This window comes from Pseudoxanthomonas fibrivorans, assembly GCF_041464125.1.
Classification (GTDB): Bacteria; Pseudomonadota; Gammaproteobacteria; order Xanthomonadales; family Xanthomonadaceae; genus Pseudoxanthomonas.
This window is the reverse complement of the sequence record NZ_JBGNUG010000002.1, coordinates 280,335-296,965: the sequence shown is the minus strand read 5'-3', so window position 1 is coordinate 296,965 and position 16,631 is coordinate 280,335. Positions and strand designations below refer to the sequence as shown.

General features: G+C 71.8%; 14 protein-coding genes. 6 read left to right on the top strand and 8 right to left on the bottom strand.

Annotated features, from left to right (window positions below; all coding sequences use genetic code 11):
- Nucleotides 1-44 precede the first annotated feature (44 nt).
- On the bottom strand, nucleotides 45-626 hold the full coding sequence (locus ACA089_RS14845; protein WP_372018261.1) for a YceI family protein: 582 nt from the start codon (nucleotides 624-626) through the stop codon (nucleotides 45-47).
- A 44-nt stretch (nucleotides 627-670) separates the two neighbouring features.
- The gene (locus tag ACA089_RS14840; protein WP_372018259.1) at nucleotides 671-1,258 is read right to left on the bottom strand and encodes a malonic semialdehyde reductase; all 588 of its coding nucleotides are present in this window, start codon (nucleotides 1,256-1,258) and stop codon (nucleotides 671-673) included.
- 114 nt (nucleotides 1,259-1,372) lie between these two features.
- Here ACA089_RS14840 and ACA089_RS14835 point away from each other — a divergent pair, with 114 nt between their 5' ends.
- Complete coding sequence (locus ACA089_RS14835) at nucleotides 1,373-2,335, top strand: mitochondrial fission ELM1 family protein (protein ID WP_372018258.1); 963 nt, start codon at nucleotides 1,373-1,375, stop codon at nucleotides 2,333-2,335.
- A 31-nt stretch (nucleotides 2,336-2,366) separates the two neighbouring features.
- Here ACA089_RS14835 and glnE read toward each other — a convergent pair whose 3' ends face one another.
- The 6 genes from glnE to groES form a co-directional block, all read right to left on the bottom strand.
- Complete coding sequence (gene glnE / locus ACA089_RS14830; protein WP_459077398.1) at nucleotides 2,367-5,069, bottom strand: bifunctional [glutamate--ammonia ligase]-adenylyl-L-tyrosine phosphorylase/[glutamate--ammonia-ligase] adenylyltransferase; 2,703 nt, start codon at nucleotides 5,067-5,069, stop codon at nucleotides 2,367-2,369.
- Nucleotides 5,070-5,564: 495 nt separating this feature from the next.
- The gene (locus tag ACA089_RS14825) at nucleotides 5,565-7,805 is read right to left on the bottom strand and encodes an AsmA family protein (RefSeq protein WP_372018253.1); all 2,241 of its coding nucleotides are present in this window, start codon (nucleotides 7,803-7,805) and stop codon (nucleotides 5,565-5,567) included.
- A gap of 100 nt (nucleotides 7,806-7,905) precedes the next feature.
- The gene (locus tag ACA089_RS14820; protein ID WP_372018250.1) at nucleotides 7,906-8,982 is read right to left on the bottom strand and encodes a 3-deoxy-7-phosphoheptulonate synthase; all 1,077 of its coding nucleotides are present in this window, start codon (nucleotides 8,980-8,982) and stop codon (nucleotides 7,906-7,908) included.
- Nucleotides 8,983-9,246: 264 nt separating this feature from the next.
- Nucleotides 9,247-9,855 carry a DUF6445 family protein gene (locus ACA089_RS14815; protein WP_372018247.1) on the bottom strand — a complete coding sequence of 203 codons (609 nt, stop codon included), beginning with the start codon at nucleotides 9,853-9,855 and terminating at the stop codon, nucleotides 9,247-9,249.
- A gap of 193 nt (nucleotides 9,856-10,048) precedes the next feature.
- Nucleotides 10,049-11,689, bottom strand: coding sequence for a chaperonin GroEL (groL, locus tag ACA089_RS14810; protein WP_372018244.1), 1,641 nt, complete (start codon nucleotides 11,687-11,689; stop codon nucleotides 10,049-10,051).
- A 57-nt stretch (nucleotides 11,690-11,746) separates the two neighbouring features.
- On the bottom strand, nucleotides 11,747-12,037 hold the full coding sequence (groES, locus tag ACA089_RS14805) for a co-chaperone GroES (RefSeq protein WP_052631102.1): 291 nt from the start codon (nucleotides 12,035-12,037) through the stop codon (nucleotides 11,747-11,749).
- Nucleotides 12,038-12,235: 198 nt separating this feature from the next.
- Here groES and cutA point away from each other — a divergent pair, with 198 nt between their 5' ends.
- The 5 genes from cutA (at nucleotide 12,236) to accB (ending at nucleotide 16,574) form a co-directional block, all read left to right on the top strand.
- A complete protein-coding gene (gene cutA, locus ACA089_RS14800) occupies nucleotides 12,236-12,553 on the top strand; it encodes a divalent-cation tolerance protein CutA (protein WP_372018241.1) in 318 nt (105 codons plus the stop codon).
- Nucleotides 12,554-12,564: 11 nt separating this feature from the next.
- Nucleotides 12,565-14,862 (top strand): protein-disulfide reductase DsbD family protein, encoded by a 2,298-nt coding sequence (locus ACA089_RS14795; protein WP_372018240.1) that lies wholly within the window; start codon nucleotides 12,565-12,567, stop codon nucleotides 14,860-14,862.
- Complete coding sequence (locus tag ACA089_RS14790) at nucleotides 14,859-15,452, top strand: TlpA family protein disulfide reductase (protein WP_372018237.1); 594 nt, start codon at nucleotides 14,859-14,861, stop codon at nucleotides 15,450-15,452. Before ACA089_RS14795 ends, ACA089_RS14790 begins: the two co-directional genes overlap by 4 nt.
- A gap of 142 nt (nucleotides 15,453-15,594) precedes the next feature.
- Entirely contained in the window at nucleotides 15,595-16,035 is a 441-nt protein-coding gene (gene aroQ, locus ACA089_RS14785) for a type II 3-dehydroquinate dehydratase (RefSeq protein WP_372018235.1), read from the top strand.
- Between the two features lie 50 nt (nucleotides 16,036-16,085).
- Nucleotides 16,086-16,574, top strand: a complete 489-nt coding sequence (gene accB / locus ACA089_RS14780) for an acetyl-CoA carboxylase biotin carboxyl carrier protein (protein ID WP_372018233.1) — start codon at nucleotides 16,086-16,088, stop codon at nucleotides 16,572-16,574.
- Nucleotides 16,575-16,631: the final 57 nt, after the last annotated feature.

Below are 16,631 nucleotides of genomic sequence, written 5' to 3'. Positions count from 1 at the left end.
TCCACGGGCCGGCGCGCGGCGGGGGGGAGGGGGAGACCGCCGGCTTACTTGGCCTTGGCCGCCGCTTCGGTGGTGATGCGCAGTGTCACCTTGTCGCCGACGTTGGGCACGTAGGCGCCGACGCCGAAGTCGGTGCGGCTGATGGTGGTGGTGGCGTCGAAGCCGATCGCCTGGGCCTTGCTCATCGGATGCACGCCGGCCTTGTTCAGGGTCACGTCCAGCACGACCGGCTTGGTCACGTCCTTGATGGTGAGGTCGCCGGTGACCTTCAGCTTGCCCTCGCCGGCGGCCTCGACCCGGGTGCTCTTGAACGTCGCGGCCGGGTACTTGGCGGCGTCGAAGAAATCGGCGCTGCGCAGGTGCTCGTTGAACTTGGCGCTGAAGGCCTCCAAGCCCGACAGCGGCAGCGTCACCTGGACGCTGGACGCGCCGACGTTGGCGGCGTCGTACACCAGGGTGCCCTCGACGTCGCCGAAGTTGGCGAACGGATTGGAGAAGCCCAGGTGGTTCCACTGGGCCAGCACGTTGGTGTGGGTCGGGTCGAGCGTGTAGGTGACCGGCGCGGCGAAGGCCGGGGCGACGGCGAACGCGAGCAGGGCGGCGGCGGAAAGCAGGCGGATGCGCATGGGAAGGCTCCTTCGATGGCGGGTGGGTGGGTGGGCGGCGCGCGTCAGGCGATGCGCGCGGCCTCGTCGAACGACAGGCGCGGGGAACGCGGGTAGATGCTGGCCGGATCGCCGTGGCCGAGGTTGACCAGGATGTCGGACTTGACGCGGGTGCCGGCGAAGAACGCCTCGTCCACCTTGGCGTTGTCGAAGCCGGTCATCGGGCCGGCGTCCAGGCCCAGCGCGCGCGCGGCGACGATCAGGTAGGCCGCCTGCAGCGAGCTGTTGCGCAGCGAGGGCTTTTCGCGGCCGTCGCGCGGTCCGTCGAACCAGGCCTTGGCGTCGGCGTGCGGGAACAGGTACGGCAGCTTCTCGTGGAAATCCTCGTCGCGGCCGATGATCACCGTCACCGGGGCGGCCATGGTCTTCTTGTAGTTGCCTTCGGCCAGCGCCGGGCCCAGCTTGGCCTTGGCTTCCGGCGACTTCACGAACACGAACCGCGCCGGCGTGGTGTTGGCCTGGGTCGGGCCGAACTTCAGCAGGTCGTAGAGCTGGCGCAGGGTTTCGTCGCTGACCTCGCCGGAGAATGCGTTGTAGGTGCGTGCGGTGCGGAACAGCTGGTCCAGCGCGGCATCGTTCAGCGGGTGCGGCATGATCGGTCCCTTGGAGTTCGGTCTGGCGCCGGGCCGTGCGGCCGGCGGCTCGAAAGTGGCGCCAGTGTAGAGTGTTGCACCCATGGTTTTGTGAAGCCTTTGCGGAACGAATTAATGTCGTCTACGCAACAAACAGGGGGCGGTGCCGATGCCTGGCTGCTCACCGACGGCCACGCCGGCAACGTACGCCAGGCCGCGGCGCTGGCTGGCGCCCTCGGGCTTGGCGCGTCCGCGCCCGCGCTCGTCCCCCGTGCTCCGTGGCGCTGGCTGGCGCCGCGACGCCTGCCCGGCGCCGCGCAGGCATTCGGCGAGGGCTTCGCCGCCGCGTTGCGCCAGCCCCCCGCGCTCGCGATCGGCTGTGGCCGCCAGGGCGCGCTGGCCACCCGCCTGCTGCGCGAACAGGGCGCGCGCGTGGTCCAGATCCTGGATCCGCGCCTGGATCCCCGTCACTGGGACGTGGTCGTGGCCCCGGAGCACGACGGACTGCGGGGGGCGAACGTCCTCACCCTGCTCGGCAGCCTCAATCCGGTGGACGAGGCCTGGCTGGCCGACGCGGCGCACCGTTTCCCCGCGCTGATGGACCTGCCGCGCCCGCGCACCGTGCTGCTGGTGGGCGGCCCGACCCGGCATGCGCCGTGGCGGGACGACCGCCTGCGGCACCTGCTCGGCGTGCTGGCCGGAAGGGTGCGCAGCGAAGGTGGCAGCCTGCTCGCGACCGTGTCGAGGCGGACGCCGGCGACCGCGCGCGCGCTGCTGCACCGGCACCTCCAGGGCCTGCCCGGCCTGCTGTGGGACGGCAGCGGCGTCAATCCCTACGCGGGGATGCTCGCGTGCGCGGACCGGATCGTCTGCACCCCCGACTCGGCGAACATGCTGTCCGAGGCATGCGCGACCGCCGCGCCGGTGCACGTGGCCGACGCCGGCGTCGCCGGAGGCCGCATCGGTTCGCTCGTGCGCGCGCTGCAGGCGCGCGGGCGCATCCGCGAGGCCGGCGGGGACCTCGAGCCGTTCGCCGCCGAACCGCTGCGCGAGACCGCGCGGATCGCCACGCAGCTGCGGCAGATGCTGACGTCCTGATTCCTCGCTGCCCCGGCGTGCGACGCCTGCGTCAGGGATCGAATGCCAGCCCGTGCGCGGCCACCGCCGCGACCACCTGTCCACGCGCCGCCTGCACCTCCGCGCCGGGCTCCGCCAGCCGCGGGCGGCGGTCGAGCGTGCAGGCGAGGCCGACGTCGAGGAACACCGCATGCGCCTGCGCGAGCGCATCCACGGATCCGGCGTCGAGCACGCCTTCGCGCCCCAGCGCCGCGAGCAGGCCGGCGGTATCGCGCGGCTGCTGCAAGGCCGGGCGGTCCGCCGCCTCGCGCAGGACCAGGTACTGCACCAGGAACTCGAGGTCGACCAGGCCTCCCGCGCCCTGCTTGAGGTCGAACCGCGCCGCGTCGCTGCGGTCCAGCTCGGCGCGCATGCGCTGCCGCATCTGCGACACGTCCGCGGCGAGCGCGGACCCGTCGCGCACCCGGCCGAGCGTGCCGGCGCGGATGCGCTCGAAGTCCGCGCGCAGCGAGGCATCGCCGGCCACCGGCCGGGCGCGCACCAGGGCCTGGTGCTCCCACGTCCATGCGCGCTGCAGCTGGTAGTCCTCGTAGCTGGCCAGGGTGGACACCAGCAGGCTCTTGCCGCCGTCCGGGCGCAGCCGCATGTCGGTCTCGTACAGGCGACCGGCGCTGGTCACGGCCCCCAGCAGCGCGACGATCTTCTGCGCCAGCCGGGCATACCAGCGCGCCGGCTCCAGCGGCCGCTTGCCGTCCGACACCGCCGACGGGTCGGCGTCGTAGAGGAACACCAGGTCGAGGTCCGAACCGAATCCGAGTTCGGATCCCCCGAGGCTGCCGTAGCCGACCACGGCGAAGCGCCCGCCCGGCAGCGCGCCATGGGCGGCGGTCACTTCGGCGTCGGCCATGCGCAGCACTTCCACCACCACCGCGTCGGCCAGCGCGGCCAGCTGCCGCGCGCTGTCCTCGGCCGGCTGCCGCCGGTCCAGCGTGGCCAGGGCGATGCGGAAACTGAGCGCCAGCCGCACCTCGTTGAGCGCACGCAGCGCCGTCTCCGGGTCGTCGGCCTGGGCCTGCGCCGCGGCCGCGCACGCCGTGGCCATCGCCGCCGCATCGGGCATGGGCCCGGCCACGCGCGTATCGAGCAGCTCGTCGAGCAGCAGCGGATAGGCGGCGATGCGCTCGGCCAGCAGCGCGCTGCGTGCGAGCACGTCGACCAGGCGCGCCAGCGCGCTGGGCTGTTCGTCGAGCAGGGCCAGGTAGCTGGCGCGGCGCAGGACCGCCTGCAGCAGGCCCAGCAGGCGCCGCAGCGCCGCATCCGGTTGCGCCGAACGCGCCGCCGCGCCCAGCAGCGCCGGCACCACCCGGTCCAGCCGCGTCCGTGCCGCATCCGACAGCGCACGCACGCCGTTGCCGCGGGCGAAATCGCGCAGTGCCGCGTCCGCACCGGCGGCATCGGCGAAGCCGGCATCGGCGAGGACCCGCGTTTCGCCGCCATCGGGCAGCGCGCGCCAGTAGCTTTCCAGCGCGTCAGGCGCGGCCTCGCCCCTGCGCGGCACCAGCAGCGCGTCGAACTCGGCGGACACGCCCGCGCGGCATTTTTCGAGCACCGGCTGCAGCGCATCCCAGCCGTCGTAGCCGAGCGCCAGCGCGAAGCGCTCGCGCTCTTCCTCGCCTCCCGGCAGCGCATGGGTCTGCGCATCGCGCAGCATCTGCACGCGGTTTTCCAGTCGGCGCAGGAACCGGTAGGCGTCGGCCAGCGCACGGCCGTGGTCGGGCGCGATCTGGCCGGCCGCCACCAGCGCTTCGAGCGCCGGCAGCAGCCGTCGGCCGCGCAGCGCCGGCTCGCGGCCGCCGCGGATCAGCTGCAGCGATTGCACCAGGAACTCGACCTCGCGGATGCCACCGGGTCCGCGCTTGAGGTCGTCGGCCATGTCGCGGCGCTGCACCTCGGCCACGATCGCCGCCTTCATGGTGCGCAGCCCGTCCAGCGCGGTGTAGTCGAGGTAGCGGCGGTAGACGAACGGCCGCAGCGTTTCCAGCCATGCCTCGCCGGCGTCGATGTCGCCGGCCACCGCCCGCGCCTTCAGCCAGGCGTAGCGCTCCCAGTCGCGGCCCTCGCGCTGGAAGTACTGGTCCATCGCCGCGAACGACCACGCCACGCGCCCGGCGTTGCCGAACGGACGCAGCCTCAGGTCCACCCGATGGCAGAAGCCGTCGGCGGTGGCCTCGTCCAGCAGCTTGGCCAGGCGCTGGCCGAGTCGCGCGAAGTAGTCTTCGGCCGCGAGCGCGCGGCGTCCGTCGGACTCGCCGTCGTGCGGGTAGGCGTAGACGAGGTCGATGTCGGAGGAGAAGTTGAGCTCGCCACCGCCGAGCTTGCCCAGGCCGAAGACCACCAGCCGCTGTGCGACACCCTGCGCATCGCGTACCACGCCGTGGCGCCCGGCGAACTCGTCCTCGACCGCAGCCAGCGCCAGTCGCAGGCAATCCTCCGCCAGACGCGTGCTTCCGGCCAGGGTCGCATCGACGTCGTCCAGGCCCAGCACGTCCCGCCAGACGAGCCGGGTGGATGCCGCCGAGCGGTACTGGCGCAGCAGCGCGGGCCAGTCGGCCGGTTGCGCCGGGTCGAGCCGCGGCGCGGGCCATGGCAGCGGATCCGAAGCGGACAGGTGCTCGAGCAGCGCGGCCTGGCGGCGCAGCGTGTCGATCGCGAAGTCGCTCGCCAGCGCCACCTGCGCGACCCGGGCGCGCAGCATCGGATCCTCAAGCAATGCGGCGTGGCGCGGCGACGCAGCCGACAGCGTGGACAGCGCACGGTCGGCGATGCGTTGGCGCAATCCGGGCGTGGTGGCCGTGGCGTCCGGGGAGTCGGCCCTTGGGCCCGGCGGGATGCTCATCCCGCGATTGTGGCACGCACCCCGGCGTGGACCGGAGCGCGCGCGCCTCGCGCGGTCGAAGACCGCACGGCGCTCGCGGTCGGGGGATGCGGATCGAAGCGGGACGCCTTCGGCCTGCACGCGCGGTCACGCAGCCGCCGGAGACCGGACAAAAAAAAGCCCGCTTGCAGCGAACTGCCAGCGGGCCTGCTCCCTCCCCCACGTCGGGATGCGGGGCCATCGTGAAGGACCCGTTAGCCGCTTTGCACGCTGCACTGCAAAACAGCACCGACAGGTTCAATTTTTGCGTTTTCGCCGGGGAAAACTGAATACGCAAAACTCCGCGATTGACACCGGTAACAGCATTCTTCCCGATCAGTGCAGCATCGCGGGCTGGGCGTCGAACCACTCCCGGGCACGGACCAGGTGCATGTCCCGGCGGCCGTTCCGCAGCTCCATGCCCGCCGACAGCACGCCCATCCGCGCCAGCAACTGCCCATGACGCTCCTGCCCCTCCATCCGCAGCCGGGCCTGGACCTCGTAGCGCTCGTTGCTCGCATGCACGCTGTCCAGCACCAGCGCGTCGCCCTGCCAGTGCACGCGTGCCCGCGCCCGGGCCTGCCCCGAATCGACCAGCCGGTCCATCCAGCGCGGATACCCGTGGCCGCTGCCGAACAGGTCGACCAGGAAGCCGACGTCGCGCGCCGCCACCTCGACCGTGCCGGACACCGAATTCGGCGCGGCCAGGTCGATCCGCGCGCCCGGCATGTCGATATTGGCCCACCAGCCCTGCCGCGCCTGGCCGTCGGCGGCCCGGAAACTCACGTTGCGCAGCCGCACCTGGCTGCCGTCGAGGACGAACTGGCGTTGCGCCAGGTCCGCGCGCCTGAGCTGCGCGTCGAGCGCGACGTCGCCCTTGAGCTGGCGCCCGCCCATCGACATCCGCGCGCCATGGCCCTGCACGCTGACCGTGCCGTGGCCGATGTTGCCCACGCCGTCCAGCCGCAGGTCCGCGCTGGCCGTGCCGCTGCCGCCCTCGATGCGCATCTGCTCGGAAAGGAAGCGGTTGTAGACGCGCAGGTCGGGCACCTGCGCGCCACTGAAACGCAGGTGCGCGCTGGTCGCGCCCAGTGCCTGGCCTTGCATGGGGCGGCCCTCGACGACGACATCCAGCTGGAGATCGTTGCCTTTCGCATACGGCACGGCCGCCGTCGAGCCGCCGGCGATCGCGTAATCGTCCAGCTGGACCGACAGGCGGCTCTGCAACGGCCCGCCGTCCCCGGCGACCAGGTCCGCGCGCACCCGGCCATGTCCGCGGATGTGGTTGTCCATCACCACGGCGGCGACCGCGACCTCGGGCAGCTCGACATGGCTGCCCGGCGCCGGGCGCCCTGCTTCCATGCGCAGGTCGGCGACCAGTTCGCCCGAGCCGTCCAGCTGCAGCCAGGCCGGCGCGTTGAACATCGCCGGTACCCACGCCAGCGACGGGAAATGCCAGTGGCCGACCACGTGTCCCGACGCGCGCTGCAACACGGCCGGCAGTCCGCCACCGGTCGGCAGTTCGCGGCCCGGCAGGCGCAGCTCCGCATCCAGGTCGAGGATCCCGCCTTCGCGACGCGGCACCTGCAGGCGCAGCGCGATGTCATCGTCGACGCTGGCCCGTACCTGCATCTCGCCACCCAGCGGTGCACCGGTGATGCCCACCCCGTGCATGGGGGCGGTCCAGCTCAGCGTGCCGCCGGGTTGCAGCACGCCGTCGCGCATTTCCAGTCGCGCATGGAGCTGGCCGCCGCCGGGGATGGTGGCGACCTGGAAGCGGCCCTGCGGATCGACGTAGCCGCGCAGCGACGAGCCTTCGCCGTCGATCGACACCGTCCCGTCCGTGAGCAGCAGCTTGCGCATCCCGGGGGCCTGCGCGCGGGTGTGGCGCTTCATCGAGAACGTGCCGTCGAGCCTGACCCCGTCCAGCAGCTCGTCGCCGTCGGCCAGCAGGCGCGCGCTGTCGAAATGGACCGACGAGGGCAGGATCTGCATCGGCCCGCCGCGCAGCTGCTTGGAGAAGCCGAATACCGCCGTGCCGTCGCCCTCCAGCACCAGCTCGTCGAAGTGGCCGCGCAGGACATGGTCGGCGGCGATGCGGTCGAACAGCAGGGTCCAGCCGCCCTCACGCGGCGGTGGCGGCTCGCGGTTGCGTTCGACGTGGCGGGCACCGCCGGTCACGCCCGAGGCGACGATCGCTGGCACGCGGATTTCCTTGCCCAGCAGCGGCCACAGCGCCAGGCGCCCGCGCACGCGCTGCGCCTGCACGTCCCAGTAGAGGTGGCGCACCTGGCCCTGCAGGCGGACATCGCGTGCGACGACATGGCCGGGGTAGAGCGTGAAGGCCGGGCCCCATTGCGCCTGGAACTTCTCCGGCGTGCGGTTGGCCGCCCAGGGACCCAGCGGCGTGTTGAGGAACAGGTTGCCCAGCAGCAGGTAGAAGCCGTAGGCGACCAGCAGCGCCCATGCCGCGCGCCGCAGCCATCGCGGCCGGCCGCGCCAGAACGCCAGCCATCCGGCCCACCGGCGCCGGACCGCCTCTCGTGCCGTGCCAGACGTCCACGTGCGTGCTTCCATGGTCGGCGACCTTCCTGCAGCAGGGGCGCATGCACGCTACCGCGAATGCCGCCGCCGCGCACTGCGTGTAGGCACGCAGGCCGCGGCCCGGCGGAGAAGCTCAGGCCGCCACGCCCGTGCGGGCCTGCGCGCGCCGGGCACGCACCGCCTGCGCCAGGCGCTCGAGCACGGCGACCGAACGCTCCCAGTCCAGGCAGCCATCGGTGATGCTCTGGCCGTAGGTCGGCGCGCAGCCGTCGACCAGTTCCTGGCGCCCGCCGACCAGGTGGCTTTCCACCATCACCCCGATGATGCGCGCGTCGCCGCCCTCGACCTGGCGGGCGATATCCTCGACCACCGCCGGCTGGTTCTCCGGGTTCTTGCCGCTGTTGGCGTGGCTGGCGTCGATCATGATCCGCGCCGGCAGGCCGGCCTTGGCCAGGACTTCGCTGGCCGACTGCACGCCGGCGGCGTCGAAGTTGGGCGCCTTGCCGCCGCGCAGGATGACGTGGCCGTCGGGATTGCCCGCGGTGGCGGCGATCGCCGAGCGCCCGTCCTTGGTCACGGCCAGGAAATGGTGCGGGTTCGACGCGGCCATGACCGCGTCGGCGGCGATGCGCACGTTGCCGTCGGTGCCGTTCTTGAACCCGACCGGGCACGACAGGCCCGAGGCCATCTCGCGGTGGATCTGGCTCTCGGTGGTGCGCGCGCCGATCGCGCCCCAGGCGACCAGGTCGGCGATGTACTGCGGCGAGATCGTGTCCAGGTATTCGCAACCGGCGGGCAGGCCCAGCGCGTTGATGTCGCGCAGCAGCGTGCGCCCGACCTGCAGGCCCTTGTTGATGTTGAAGCTGCCGTCCAGGTCGGGATCGTTGATCAGCCCCTTCCAGCCGACCGTGGTGCGCGGCTTCTCGAAGTACACCCGCATCACGAGCTCCAGCGCGTCACCGAGCGTGTCGCGCAGCGGGCGCAGGCGGCGCGCGTACTCCATCGCCGCGACCGGGTCGTGGATCGAGCACGGGCCGATCACCACCGCCAGGCGGTCGTCGTGTCCGTGCAGGATGCCGTGCAGCGCACGGCGCGCGTCGGCGACGGTATCGGACACCTCGTCGGTGCAGGGGATCTGCGCGATCAGCTGCGCCGGGGGAACCAGCGCGTCGATGCGGCGGATGCGCAGGTCGTCGGTGTGGGGGGCCATGGGGGAAATGCTCCTGGTCGGGTATGCGTCCCGCCTGCGACCGGCGACAAAAAAGCCGCCAGGTTCGCTGGCGGCTTTCAGGGGTGTGTTCTGCTTCGGTACCGTCAGAACGCGCGTGCCCCTTCCTCCGCCTGTGGCTTCGGAAAGTAGTACCAAAAATAGAAGGGCGCGCGCGGCGTGTTCACGGCGCCATTGATAACAGCCGCTTCCGGGGCACGCAACCGTTACAGCGGCAACGGCGGAAGTCCCGGCGTCCCGGAGCGGTCAGACGACTTCGAAGAACAGCAGGTACACCAGTCGCCCGTTCTGCAGCGAATCGCCGAAGGACTCACCCGCGGTATGCCACAGCCAGGGCCGGAACATGACCAGGCGGTTGAAGCGCATCGGCACGCGCATGGTCATTTCCCACTTGCTGTCGTCGCAGGTGTCCCGGCCGACGATCTCGCGGTTCATCTGCTCCTGCGACTCGAAGCCGGCGGCGGCCAGTTCGGCGTCGGTCATCGGCGCCCGGTCGCTGTTGGTCGGCAGGTGCCGGTAGAACTCCGTCCCGCCACGGCAGTCCTCCGGCAGGCTCAGGTACAGCAGCCCGGACCAGTGCGCCTTGTCGATATGCACCTTGGACCGGCCCACGTCCTTTTCCAGGGTGATCCGGAACTTGGCGTGGGACTGGGGAGGGGGCGCCGGGCGCAGCCGTTCGCCGACCAGCCGCGAGATCGCCTCGTCGAGGCCGTCGATCTCGATCCGCTCGACCGAGTTGCGGCCGGGGAAGGCCCCCTGCAGGTCCGGATAGGTCAGCCGCAGGCCGGCCGCGCGCAGGGCCAGGGCGTCCCGTGGCCCGAGGAAGTCGTCAACGATCAACAGCGAGGTCGGCATGGTCCCGGAGGCTAACCGCCCTGCGCGCACCAACTCAAGGCGCCCCGGCGCGCCTGACCGCCACCGACCGCCACCGACCGCCGGCGCCCGGGGTGGCGGGGCCCCGCCGTGCCAGGCAGGTCCCGCCGGACCCGCAAAAAGAAACCCCGCCTTGCGGCGGGGTCTCCTGCATCGCTCGGTACGACCGGCCGGATCAGAAATCCATGCCGCCCATGCCGCCCATGCCACCGGCGCCCGGCATCGCCGGCTCGTCCTTCTTCGGGGCCTCGGCCACCATCGCTTCGGTGGTGATCATCAGGCCGGCGATCGACGCGGCGTTCTGCAGCGCGGTGCGGGTCACCTTGGTCGGGTCCAGGATGCCGAACTGCACCATGTCGCCGAACTCGCCGTTGGCGGCGTTGTAGCCGAAGTTGCCCGAACCGGCCTTGACCTGGTTCACGATCACCGACGGCTCTTCGCCGGCGTTGGTGACGATCTCGCGCAGCGGCGCTTCCATCGCGCGCAGGGCGATCTGGATGCCGTGGTTCTGGTCTTCGTTGATGCCCTTCAGGCCTTCGATGGCCGCCTTGGCACGGATCAGGGCGACGCCGCCGCCCGGGACCACGCCTTCCTCCACCGCCGCACGGGTGGCGTGCAGGGCGTCCTCGACGCGCGCCTTCTTTTCCTTCATCTCGACTTCGGTAGCCGCGCCGACCTTGATGACGGCGACGCCGCCGGCCAGCTTGGCCACGCGCTCCTGCAGCTTCTCGCGGTCGTAGTCCGAGGAGGTCTCCTCGATCTGCGCCTTGATCTGCTTGATGCGCGACTCGATCGCACCGGTATCGCCGGCGCCGTCGATGATGGTGGTGTTCTCCTTGGAGACCTGCACCTTCTTGGCGCGGCCCAGGTCCTTGATCGTGGCCTTCTCCAGCTGCAGGCCCACTTCCTCGGAGATCACGGTGCCGCCGGTCAGGGTGGCCATGTCTTCCAGCATCGCCTTGCGACGGTCGCCGAAGCCCGGGGCCTTCACGGCCACGACCTTGACGATGCCGCGGATGGTGTTGACCACCAGGGTCGCCAGGGCCTCGCCCTCGACTTCCTCGGCGACGATCAGCAGCGGCTTGCCGGCCTTGGCCACGCCCTCGAGGACGGGCAGCAGGTCGCGCACGTTGGAGATCTTCTTGTCGTGCAGCAGGATGAACGGATCATCCAGGTCGGCGCTCTGCGACTGCTGGTTGTTGATGAAGTACGGCGACAGGTAGCCGCGGTCGAACTGCATGCCCTCGACCACGTCCAGCTCGTTCTCCAGGCCCGAGCCTTCCTCGACGGTGATCACGCCTTCCTTGCCGACCTTCTTCATCGCCTCGGCGATGATGTTGCCGATCGACTCGTCCGAGTTGGCCGAGATCGTGCCGACCTGCGCGATCGCGTTGTCGTCGGCGGTCGGCTTGGACAGGTTCTTGAGCTCGGCCACGGCGGCCACGACCGCCTTGTCGATGCCGCGCTTGAGGTCCATCGGGTTCATGCCGGCGGCCACGGCCTTCATGCCCTCGCGGATGAACGCCTGGGCCAGCACGGTGGCGGTGGTGGTGCCGTCGCCGGCGTTGTCGGAGGTCTTGGAAGCGACTTCCTTGACCATCTGCGCGCCCATGTTCTCGAACTTGTCGGCCAGCTCGATCTCCTTGGCGACGGACACGCCGTCCTTGGTGATCGTCGGGGCGCCGAAGCTCTTCTCGAGCACGACGTTGCGGCCCTTCGGGCCCAGGGTCGCCTTGACGGCGTTGGCGAGCACGTTCACACCGCGGACCATGCGGGCGCGGGCGTCTTCACCGAAACGGATATCCTTGGCAGCCATTGCGGAATTACCTCAGTTCAATTGATGCGAATGGGGAAGTGCGGCGAAGCGGCGGGCTCAGCCCAGCACGGCGAAGATGTCGTCTTCCTTCACCACCAGGTACTCGGTGCCGTCCAGCTTGACCTCGGTGCCGGCGTACTTGCCGAAGAGCACCTGGTCGCCAACCTTGACCTTCGGCGCGCGCACGTTGCCGTTGTCGAACACCTTGCCCTCGCCGACGGCGACGACCTGGCCCTTGATCGGCTTCTCGGTGGCCGAATCCGGAATCACGATGCCACCGGCGGAGACCTTCTCTTCCTCGGTGCGCTTGATGACGACGCGGTCGTACAGCGGCTTGATATTGCTCATTTCAATCCCTCTCAAGTGATTGACTGGGTTGGAAAAAGGGCGGCTAGACTAGCACTCGCGGATGACGACTGCCAGCGCCACGGGCGGACAAAACCCGGTCTTGGGCCGGGATGTCAGGGCAGATGGGGGAGGCCGCCGCGGCTTTCAAGGGCCACCCGGCGGACCGGCACCCCGGGCCGCGGCCGTTACACTGGCGCGATGCCGGTCCACCTCGTGTTCTGCAGCTGCCCCGACCCCGAGACCGCCCAGCGCCTGGCGACCGCCCTGGTGGACGCGCGCCTGGCGGCGTGCGTGAGCGTGCTGCCGGCGATGCGCTCGGTGTACCGCTGGCAGGGCGCGGTGGAGCAGGCCGACGAGGTCCTGCTGCTGGCCAAGACGCCCGGCACGCAGCTGCCGGCGCTGGTCGAAGCGCTGCGCAGCCAGCACCCCTACGAACTCCCCGAGATCGTGGCGGTCGAAGCCGCCGCCGGCCTGCCCGCCTACCTGGACTGGGTGGCCGACGCCACCCGCGAGTGAACCTGTCCCCCATGTATTCCAAGCTTCGCCGGCGGATCGCCGCCTCCCTGCTCCGCCTGCCGCTGTCCCTGCTCGTCCTGGCGACGGCGCTGCCGGCGTGGGCGGTGGACGAAAGCGACCTGCTGCCGGTCGACCAGGCCTTCGTGCTCAGCGCCGGGGCCCCGGCCGCCGACCGCATCGAACTGCGGTGGAAGATCGCCGACGGCTATTACCTCTACCGGCACCGCACCTCGGTGAAGGCCAGCGCCGGTTTCAGCGGCGGCGAGCTGCAGCTGCCGGACGGGGCGCGCCATACCGACGAGTTCTTCGGACCGGTGGAGACCTATCGCGGCGAACTCGTCGCCACCCTGCCCGGCCGCCAGGCCGGGACCGGGCCGGTGCAGCTCGAGGTCAGGTACCAGGGCTGCGCCGACCTCGGGATCTGCTATCCACCGCAGACGCGGCGCCTGCAGGTCACGCTACCGCCGGCCGCGACCGCCGGGCTGCCCGCGCCCACCGCCGCGACCTTGCCCGGACTGGGCGGCAGCAGCGGCGCGCGCGGCCTGCGACTGCCCGGGCAGCAGGCGCTGCCCGACACCCAGGCCTTCGCGCTGGACGCGATCGCCGACGGCGGCAACCGCATCCTGGTCCGGCTGCAGCCCGCGCCCGGCTATTACATCTACCGCGACCGCAGCCACTTCGAACTGGAGGGCGACGCGGGCGTGCACGCCCGCGCGCCTCGCTGGCCGCAGGGCAGCCGCCACCACGACGAACACTTCGGCGACGTGGTCGTGTTCTTCGAGCCGGCCGAGGTCGACCTGCCGGTGCGCCGCGCCCACCCGCGCCCGACCCGGGTAACCGTGGTGGCGACCTTCCAGGGTTGCCAGACCGACGGCATCTGCTACCCGCCGATGACCCGCCGCCTCCCGGTCGACCTGCCCGCCGGCCAGGTCGACACCGACAGCGTGACCCCCGCCCAGCCGGCGGCACCGGTCGCCGCGGCCGTAGCCGGTAGCGGGGCGCCAGCGGCCGCGACTCCGCCGCCGGCCGCCGATGCCGACGGCCCGGTGCCGGACGCGTCGGCGGGCAACGCCATGCGCACGCGCGCGCCGCCGGCGGCGGACACCCCGGCACTGGCCGGCATCCTCCTGCTGGCCCTGCTCGGCGGCCTGCTCCTGAACCTGATGCCCTGCGTCCTGCCGATCCTGTCGCTGAAGGCGCTGGGCCTGGCGCAAAGCGGCGGGAGCCGTGAGCGGGCCCGCAGCCATGCGCTCTGGTACACCGCCGGGGTGCTGGTCGCCTTCGCCGCGGTGGGTGCGCTGGTGGTGGCGCTGCGTGCCGCCGGACAGGCGGCGGGCTGGGGGTTCCAGCTGCAGCAGCCCTGGTTCGTCGCCGCACTGGTCTACCTGATGTTCGCGGTCGGTTTGAGCCTGTCGGGGGTGTTCACGCTCGGTGCCGGGCTGGGCGGCGGCCTGGCCGCGCCGCGCAGCGGCCCTGCCGGCGACTTCCTCACCGGCGTGCTGGCCTGCGTGGTCGCCAGTCCCTGCATCGCGCCCTTCATGGGCCCGGCGCTGGCCTATGCGTTCGCCGCCCCGGCCCTGGCCGGGATGCTGGTGTTCCTGGCCCTGGGCCTGGGCCTGGCCCTGCCGTTCGTGCTGATCGGCTTCGTGCCGGCGCTGGCGCGGCGGCTGCCCCGGCCGGGCGCGTGGATGGAGACGCTCAAGCAAGTGCTGGCCTTCCCCATGTACCTGACCGCGATCTGGCTGCTGTGGGTGCTCGGACGGCAGCGCGGCGTGGATGCGATCGCGCTGGTGCTCGCCGGTGCGGCGCTGCTGGCGCTGGCGCTGTGGTGGTTCGAGCGCAGCCGCTGGCAGGGTCGCCGCGTGGCGGCGGCCCTGGCGCTGGGGCTGGCGGTGGTCGCGCTGTTGCCCGCCTGGGGCGTGACCCGGATCGTCCCGCCGGCGGCCGCGGCCGCCCAGGAAGGCGATGCGCTCGCGTATTCGCCCGATGCCCTCGACCGGCTGCGCGCGGCCGACGCGGTCGTATTCGTCAACATGACCGCCGACTGGTGCGTCACCTGCAAGGCCAACGAACGCAACGTGCTGTCCAGCGAGGCTTTCCACCAGCTGCTCGACCGCACCGGCGCGCGCTACATGCGCGGCGACTGGACCAATGCCGATCCGGCGATCAGCGCCTTCCTCGAGGAGCACAAGGCCGTCGGCGTGCCGCTTTACGTCGTCTACGGCCCGGGTGCGCCGCCGGCGGTGCTGCCGCCGGTGCTCACCCAGGCCATCGTCGAGGACGCGCTGCTGCGCGCGGCGGCACGATGAAGCCGGCAGCGCGCCTGCTGCTGGTGGCCGCGGCCGCCGGCGTGGCCGGCCTGCTCGCCGGGGTCTGGCACGGCCGCAGCCCGCTCCAGGACAGCGACGCTGGACAGCGCGCACTGCAGGCCATGGCCGACGCGACCGCGCCGACGCCCCCTGCCGGGGTGACGCCGGCCCGCCCGGGCGATCCGCTGCCCGCCATCCGCCTGCCGGGGCTGGACGGGAACGTCGTCGAACTCGCCGCGATCGCCCCCGGCCGGCCGTTGCTGGTCAATGTCTGGGCCAGCTGGTGCGGGCCGTGCGTCGAAGAGATGCCGGAGTTGCAGCGATTCGCCCGTGGACAGGGCGACACCGGGATCCAGGTGGTCGGATTGGCGCTCGACACGCCGGAAGGCGTGCGCGCCTTCCTCGAACGGGTACCGGTGCAGTATCCGATCCTGCTGGAGACGCCGGGGCCGGCCGACGCCAGCGTCTGGCTCGGCAACACCCGTGGGCTGTTGCCGTACACGGTGCTGGTGGGTGCGGACGGGCGGGTGATCCGGCAGAAGCTCGGTCCTTTCGCCAGCGGCGAGGTCGATCGCTGGGTCGCGAACTGAGACCGCCCCGGCACGGAAGGCGGGACGCGCGCCACGGTCCGGGCGGATTCAATCGTTCGCTTGAAACGCTGGCATCTTCGCCGAACTGGACAGTAATGACGCCTTCGCGCAGACTGCCGCCCTTTCCGGTTCCGCAGCCCCGATGTCCAAACTGCTGGTCCTGCACGGCCCCAACCTCAACCTGCTCGGAACACGCGAGCCGGAGGTCTACGGGCGCACCACGCTGGCCGACATCGACGCGGACCTGGCCGCCCGCGCCACGGCGGCCGGGCACGCGCTGGAGTCATTCCAGTCCAACGCCGAGCACGCCCTGGTCGACCGCGTCCAGGCCGCCCGCGGCGACGGCACCGCCTTCATCCTGATCAATCCGGCCGCCTTCACCCACACCTCGGTCGCCCTGCGCGACGCGCTGGCGGCGGTGTCCGTCCCGTTCATCGAGATCCACCTGTCCAACCCGCACGCCCGCGAACCGTTCCGCCAGCACAGCTATTTCAGCGACAAGGCGGTCGGCGTGGTCTGCGGCTTCGGCGCCGACAGCTACCGCTACGCCCTGGACGCCGCGCTGGCGCGCCTGCCGGGCTGACTTCCCCCTGTACCGCGCCCCGGCGCGGGGCTCCCAACACAGAGGCCACCATGGACCTGCGCAAGATCAAGAAGCTCATCGACCTGCTGGAAGAATCCAACCTCGCCGAAATCGAGATCAAGGAAGGCGAGGAGAGCGTGCGCCTGTCGCGCATCCCGACCGGCGTGGCCGTGGCCGCCCCGGCCGCCGCGCTGGAAGTGCGCTCCCCGGTCGCCGCCGCCCCGGCCGCGGCACCGATGCCGATGAGCTCGCCGACCGAGTCGGCCACCGGCGGCGCGCACAAGGCCGGCGCCGACCTGCCCCCGGGCCACGTGGTCCGCGCGCCGATGGTCGGCACCTATTACGCCGCGCCGGGTCCGGACAAGCCGGTGTTCGTCAGCGTCGGCCAGGCGGTCAAGGCCGGCGAGACGCTGGGCATCATCGAGGCGATGAAGATGTTCAACCCGATCGAAGCCGACGTCGCCGGCACGGTGGTCGCGATCCTGTGCGAGAGCGGCCAGCCGATCGAGTTCGACCAGCCGCTGTTCGTCATCGGCTGAGCAGCGGCGCGAGCCGCGCGCCTGCGAACGCCCGCCGGCGAGCAGCCCGGCGGGCCG

What these genes read in the sequence shown, in the direction of transcription:
- ACA089_RS14845 (WP_372018261.1), bottom strand. Translation starts at nt 626, where the DNA reads ATGCGCATCCGCCTGCTTTCCGCCGCCGCCCTGCTCGCGTTCGCCGTC.
- ACA089_RS14795 (WP_372018240.1), top strand. Translation starts at nt 12,565, where the DNA reads ATGTATTCCAAGCTTCGCCGGCGGATCGCCGCCTCCCTGCTCCGCCTG.
- ACA089_RS14815 (WP_372018247.1), bottom strand. Translation starts at nt 9,855, where the DNA reads ATGCCGACCTCGCTGTTGATCGTTGACGACTTCCTCGGGCCACGGGAC.
- ACA089_RS14825 (WP_372018253.1), bottom strand. Translation starts at nt 7,805, where the DNA reads ATGGAAGCACGCACGTGGACGTCTGGCACGGCACGAGAGGCGGTCCGG.
- ACA089_RS14835 (WP_372018258.1), top strand. Translation starts at nt 1,373, where the DNA reads ATGTCGTCTACGCAACAAACAGGGGGCGGTGCCGATGCCTGGCTGCTC.
- ACA089_RS14820 (WP_372018250.1), bottom strand. Translation starts at nt 8,982, where the DNA reads ATGGCCCCCCACACCGACGACCTGCGCATCCGCCGCATCGACGCGCTG.
- ACA089_RS14790 (WP_372018237.1), top strand. Translation starts at nt 14,859, where the DNA reads ATGAAGCCGGCAGCGCGCCTGCTGCTGGTGGCCGCGGCCGCCGGCGTG.
- aroQ (WP_372018235.1), top strand. Translation starts at nt 15,595, where the DNA reads ATGTCCAAACTGCTGGTCCTGCACGGCCCCAACCTCAACCTGCTCGGA.
- groL (WP_372018244.1), bottom strand. Translation starts at nt 11,689, where the DNA reads ATGGCTGCCAAGGATATCCGTTTCGGTGAAGACGCCCGCGCCCGCATG.
- glnE (WP_459077398.1), bottom strand. Translation starts at nt 5,069, where the DNA reads ATGCTGCGCGCCCGGGTCGCGCAGGTGGCGCTGGCGAGCGACTTCGCG.
- ACA089_RS14840 (WP_372018259.1), bottom strand. Translation starts at nt 1,258, where the DNA reads ATGCCGCACCCGCTGAACGATGCCGCGCTGGACCAGCTGTTCCGCACC.
- cutA (WP_372018241.1), top strand. Translation starts at nt 12,236, where the DNA reads ATGCCGGTCCACCTCGTGTTCTGCAGCTGCCCCGACCCCGAGACCGCC.
- groES (WP_052631102.1), bottom strand. Translation starts at nt 12,037, where the DNA reads ATGAGCAATATCAAGCCGCTGTACGACCGCGTCGTCATCAAGCGCACC.
- accB (WP_372018233.1), top strand. Translation starts at nt 16,086, where the DNA reads ATGGACCTGCGCAAGATCAAGAAGCTCATCGACCTGCTGGAAGAATCC.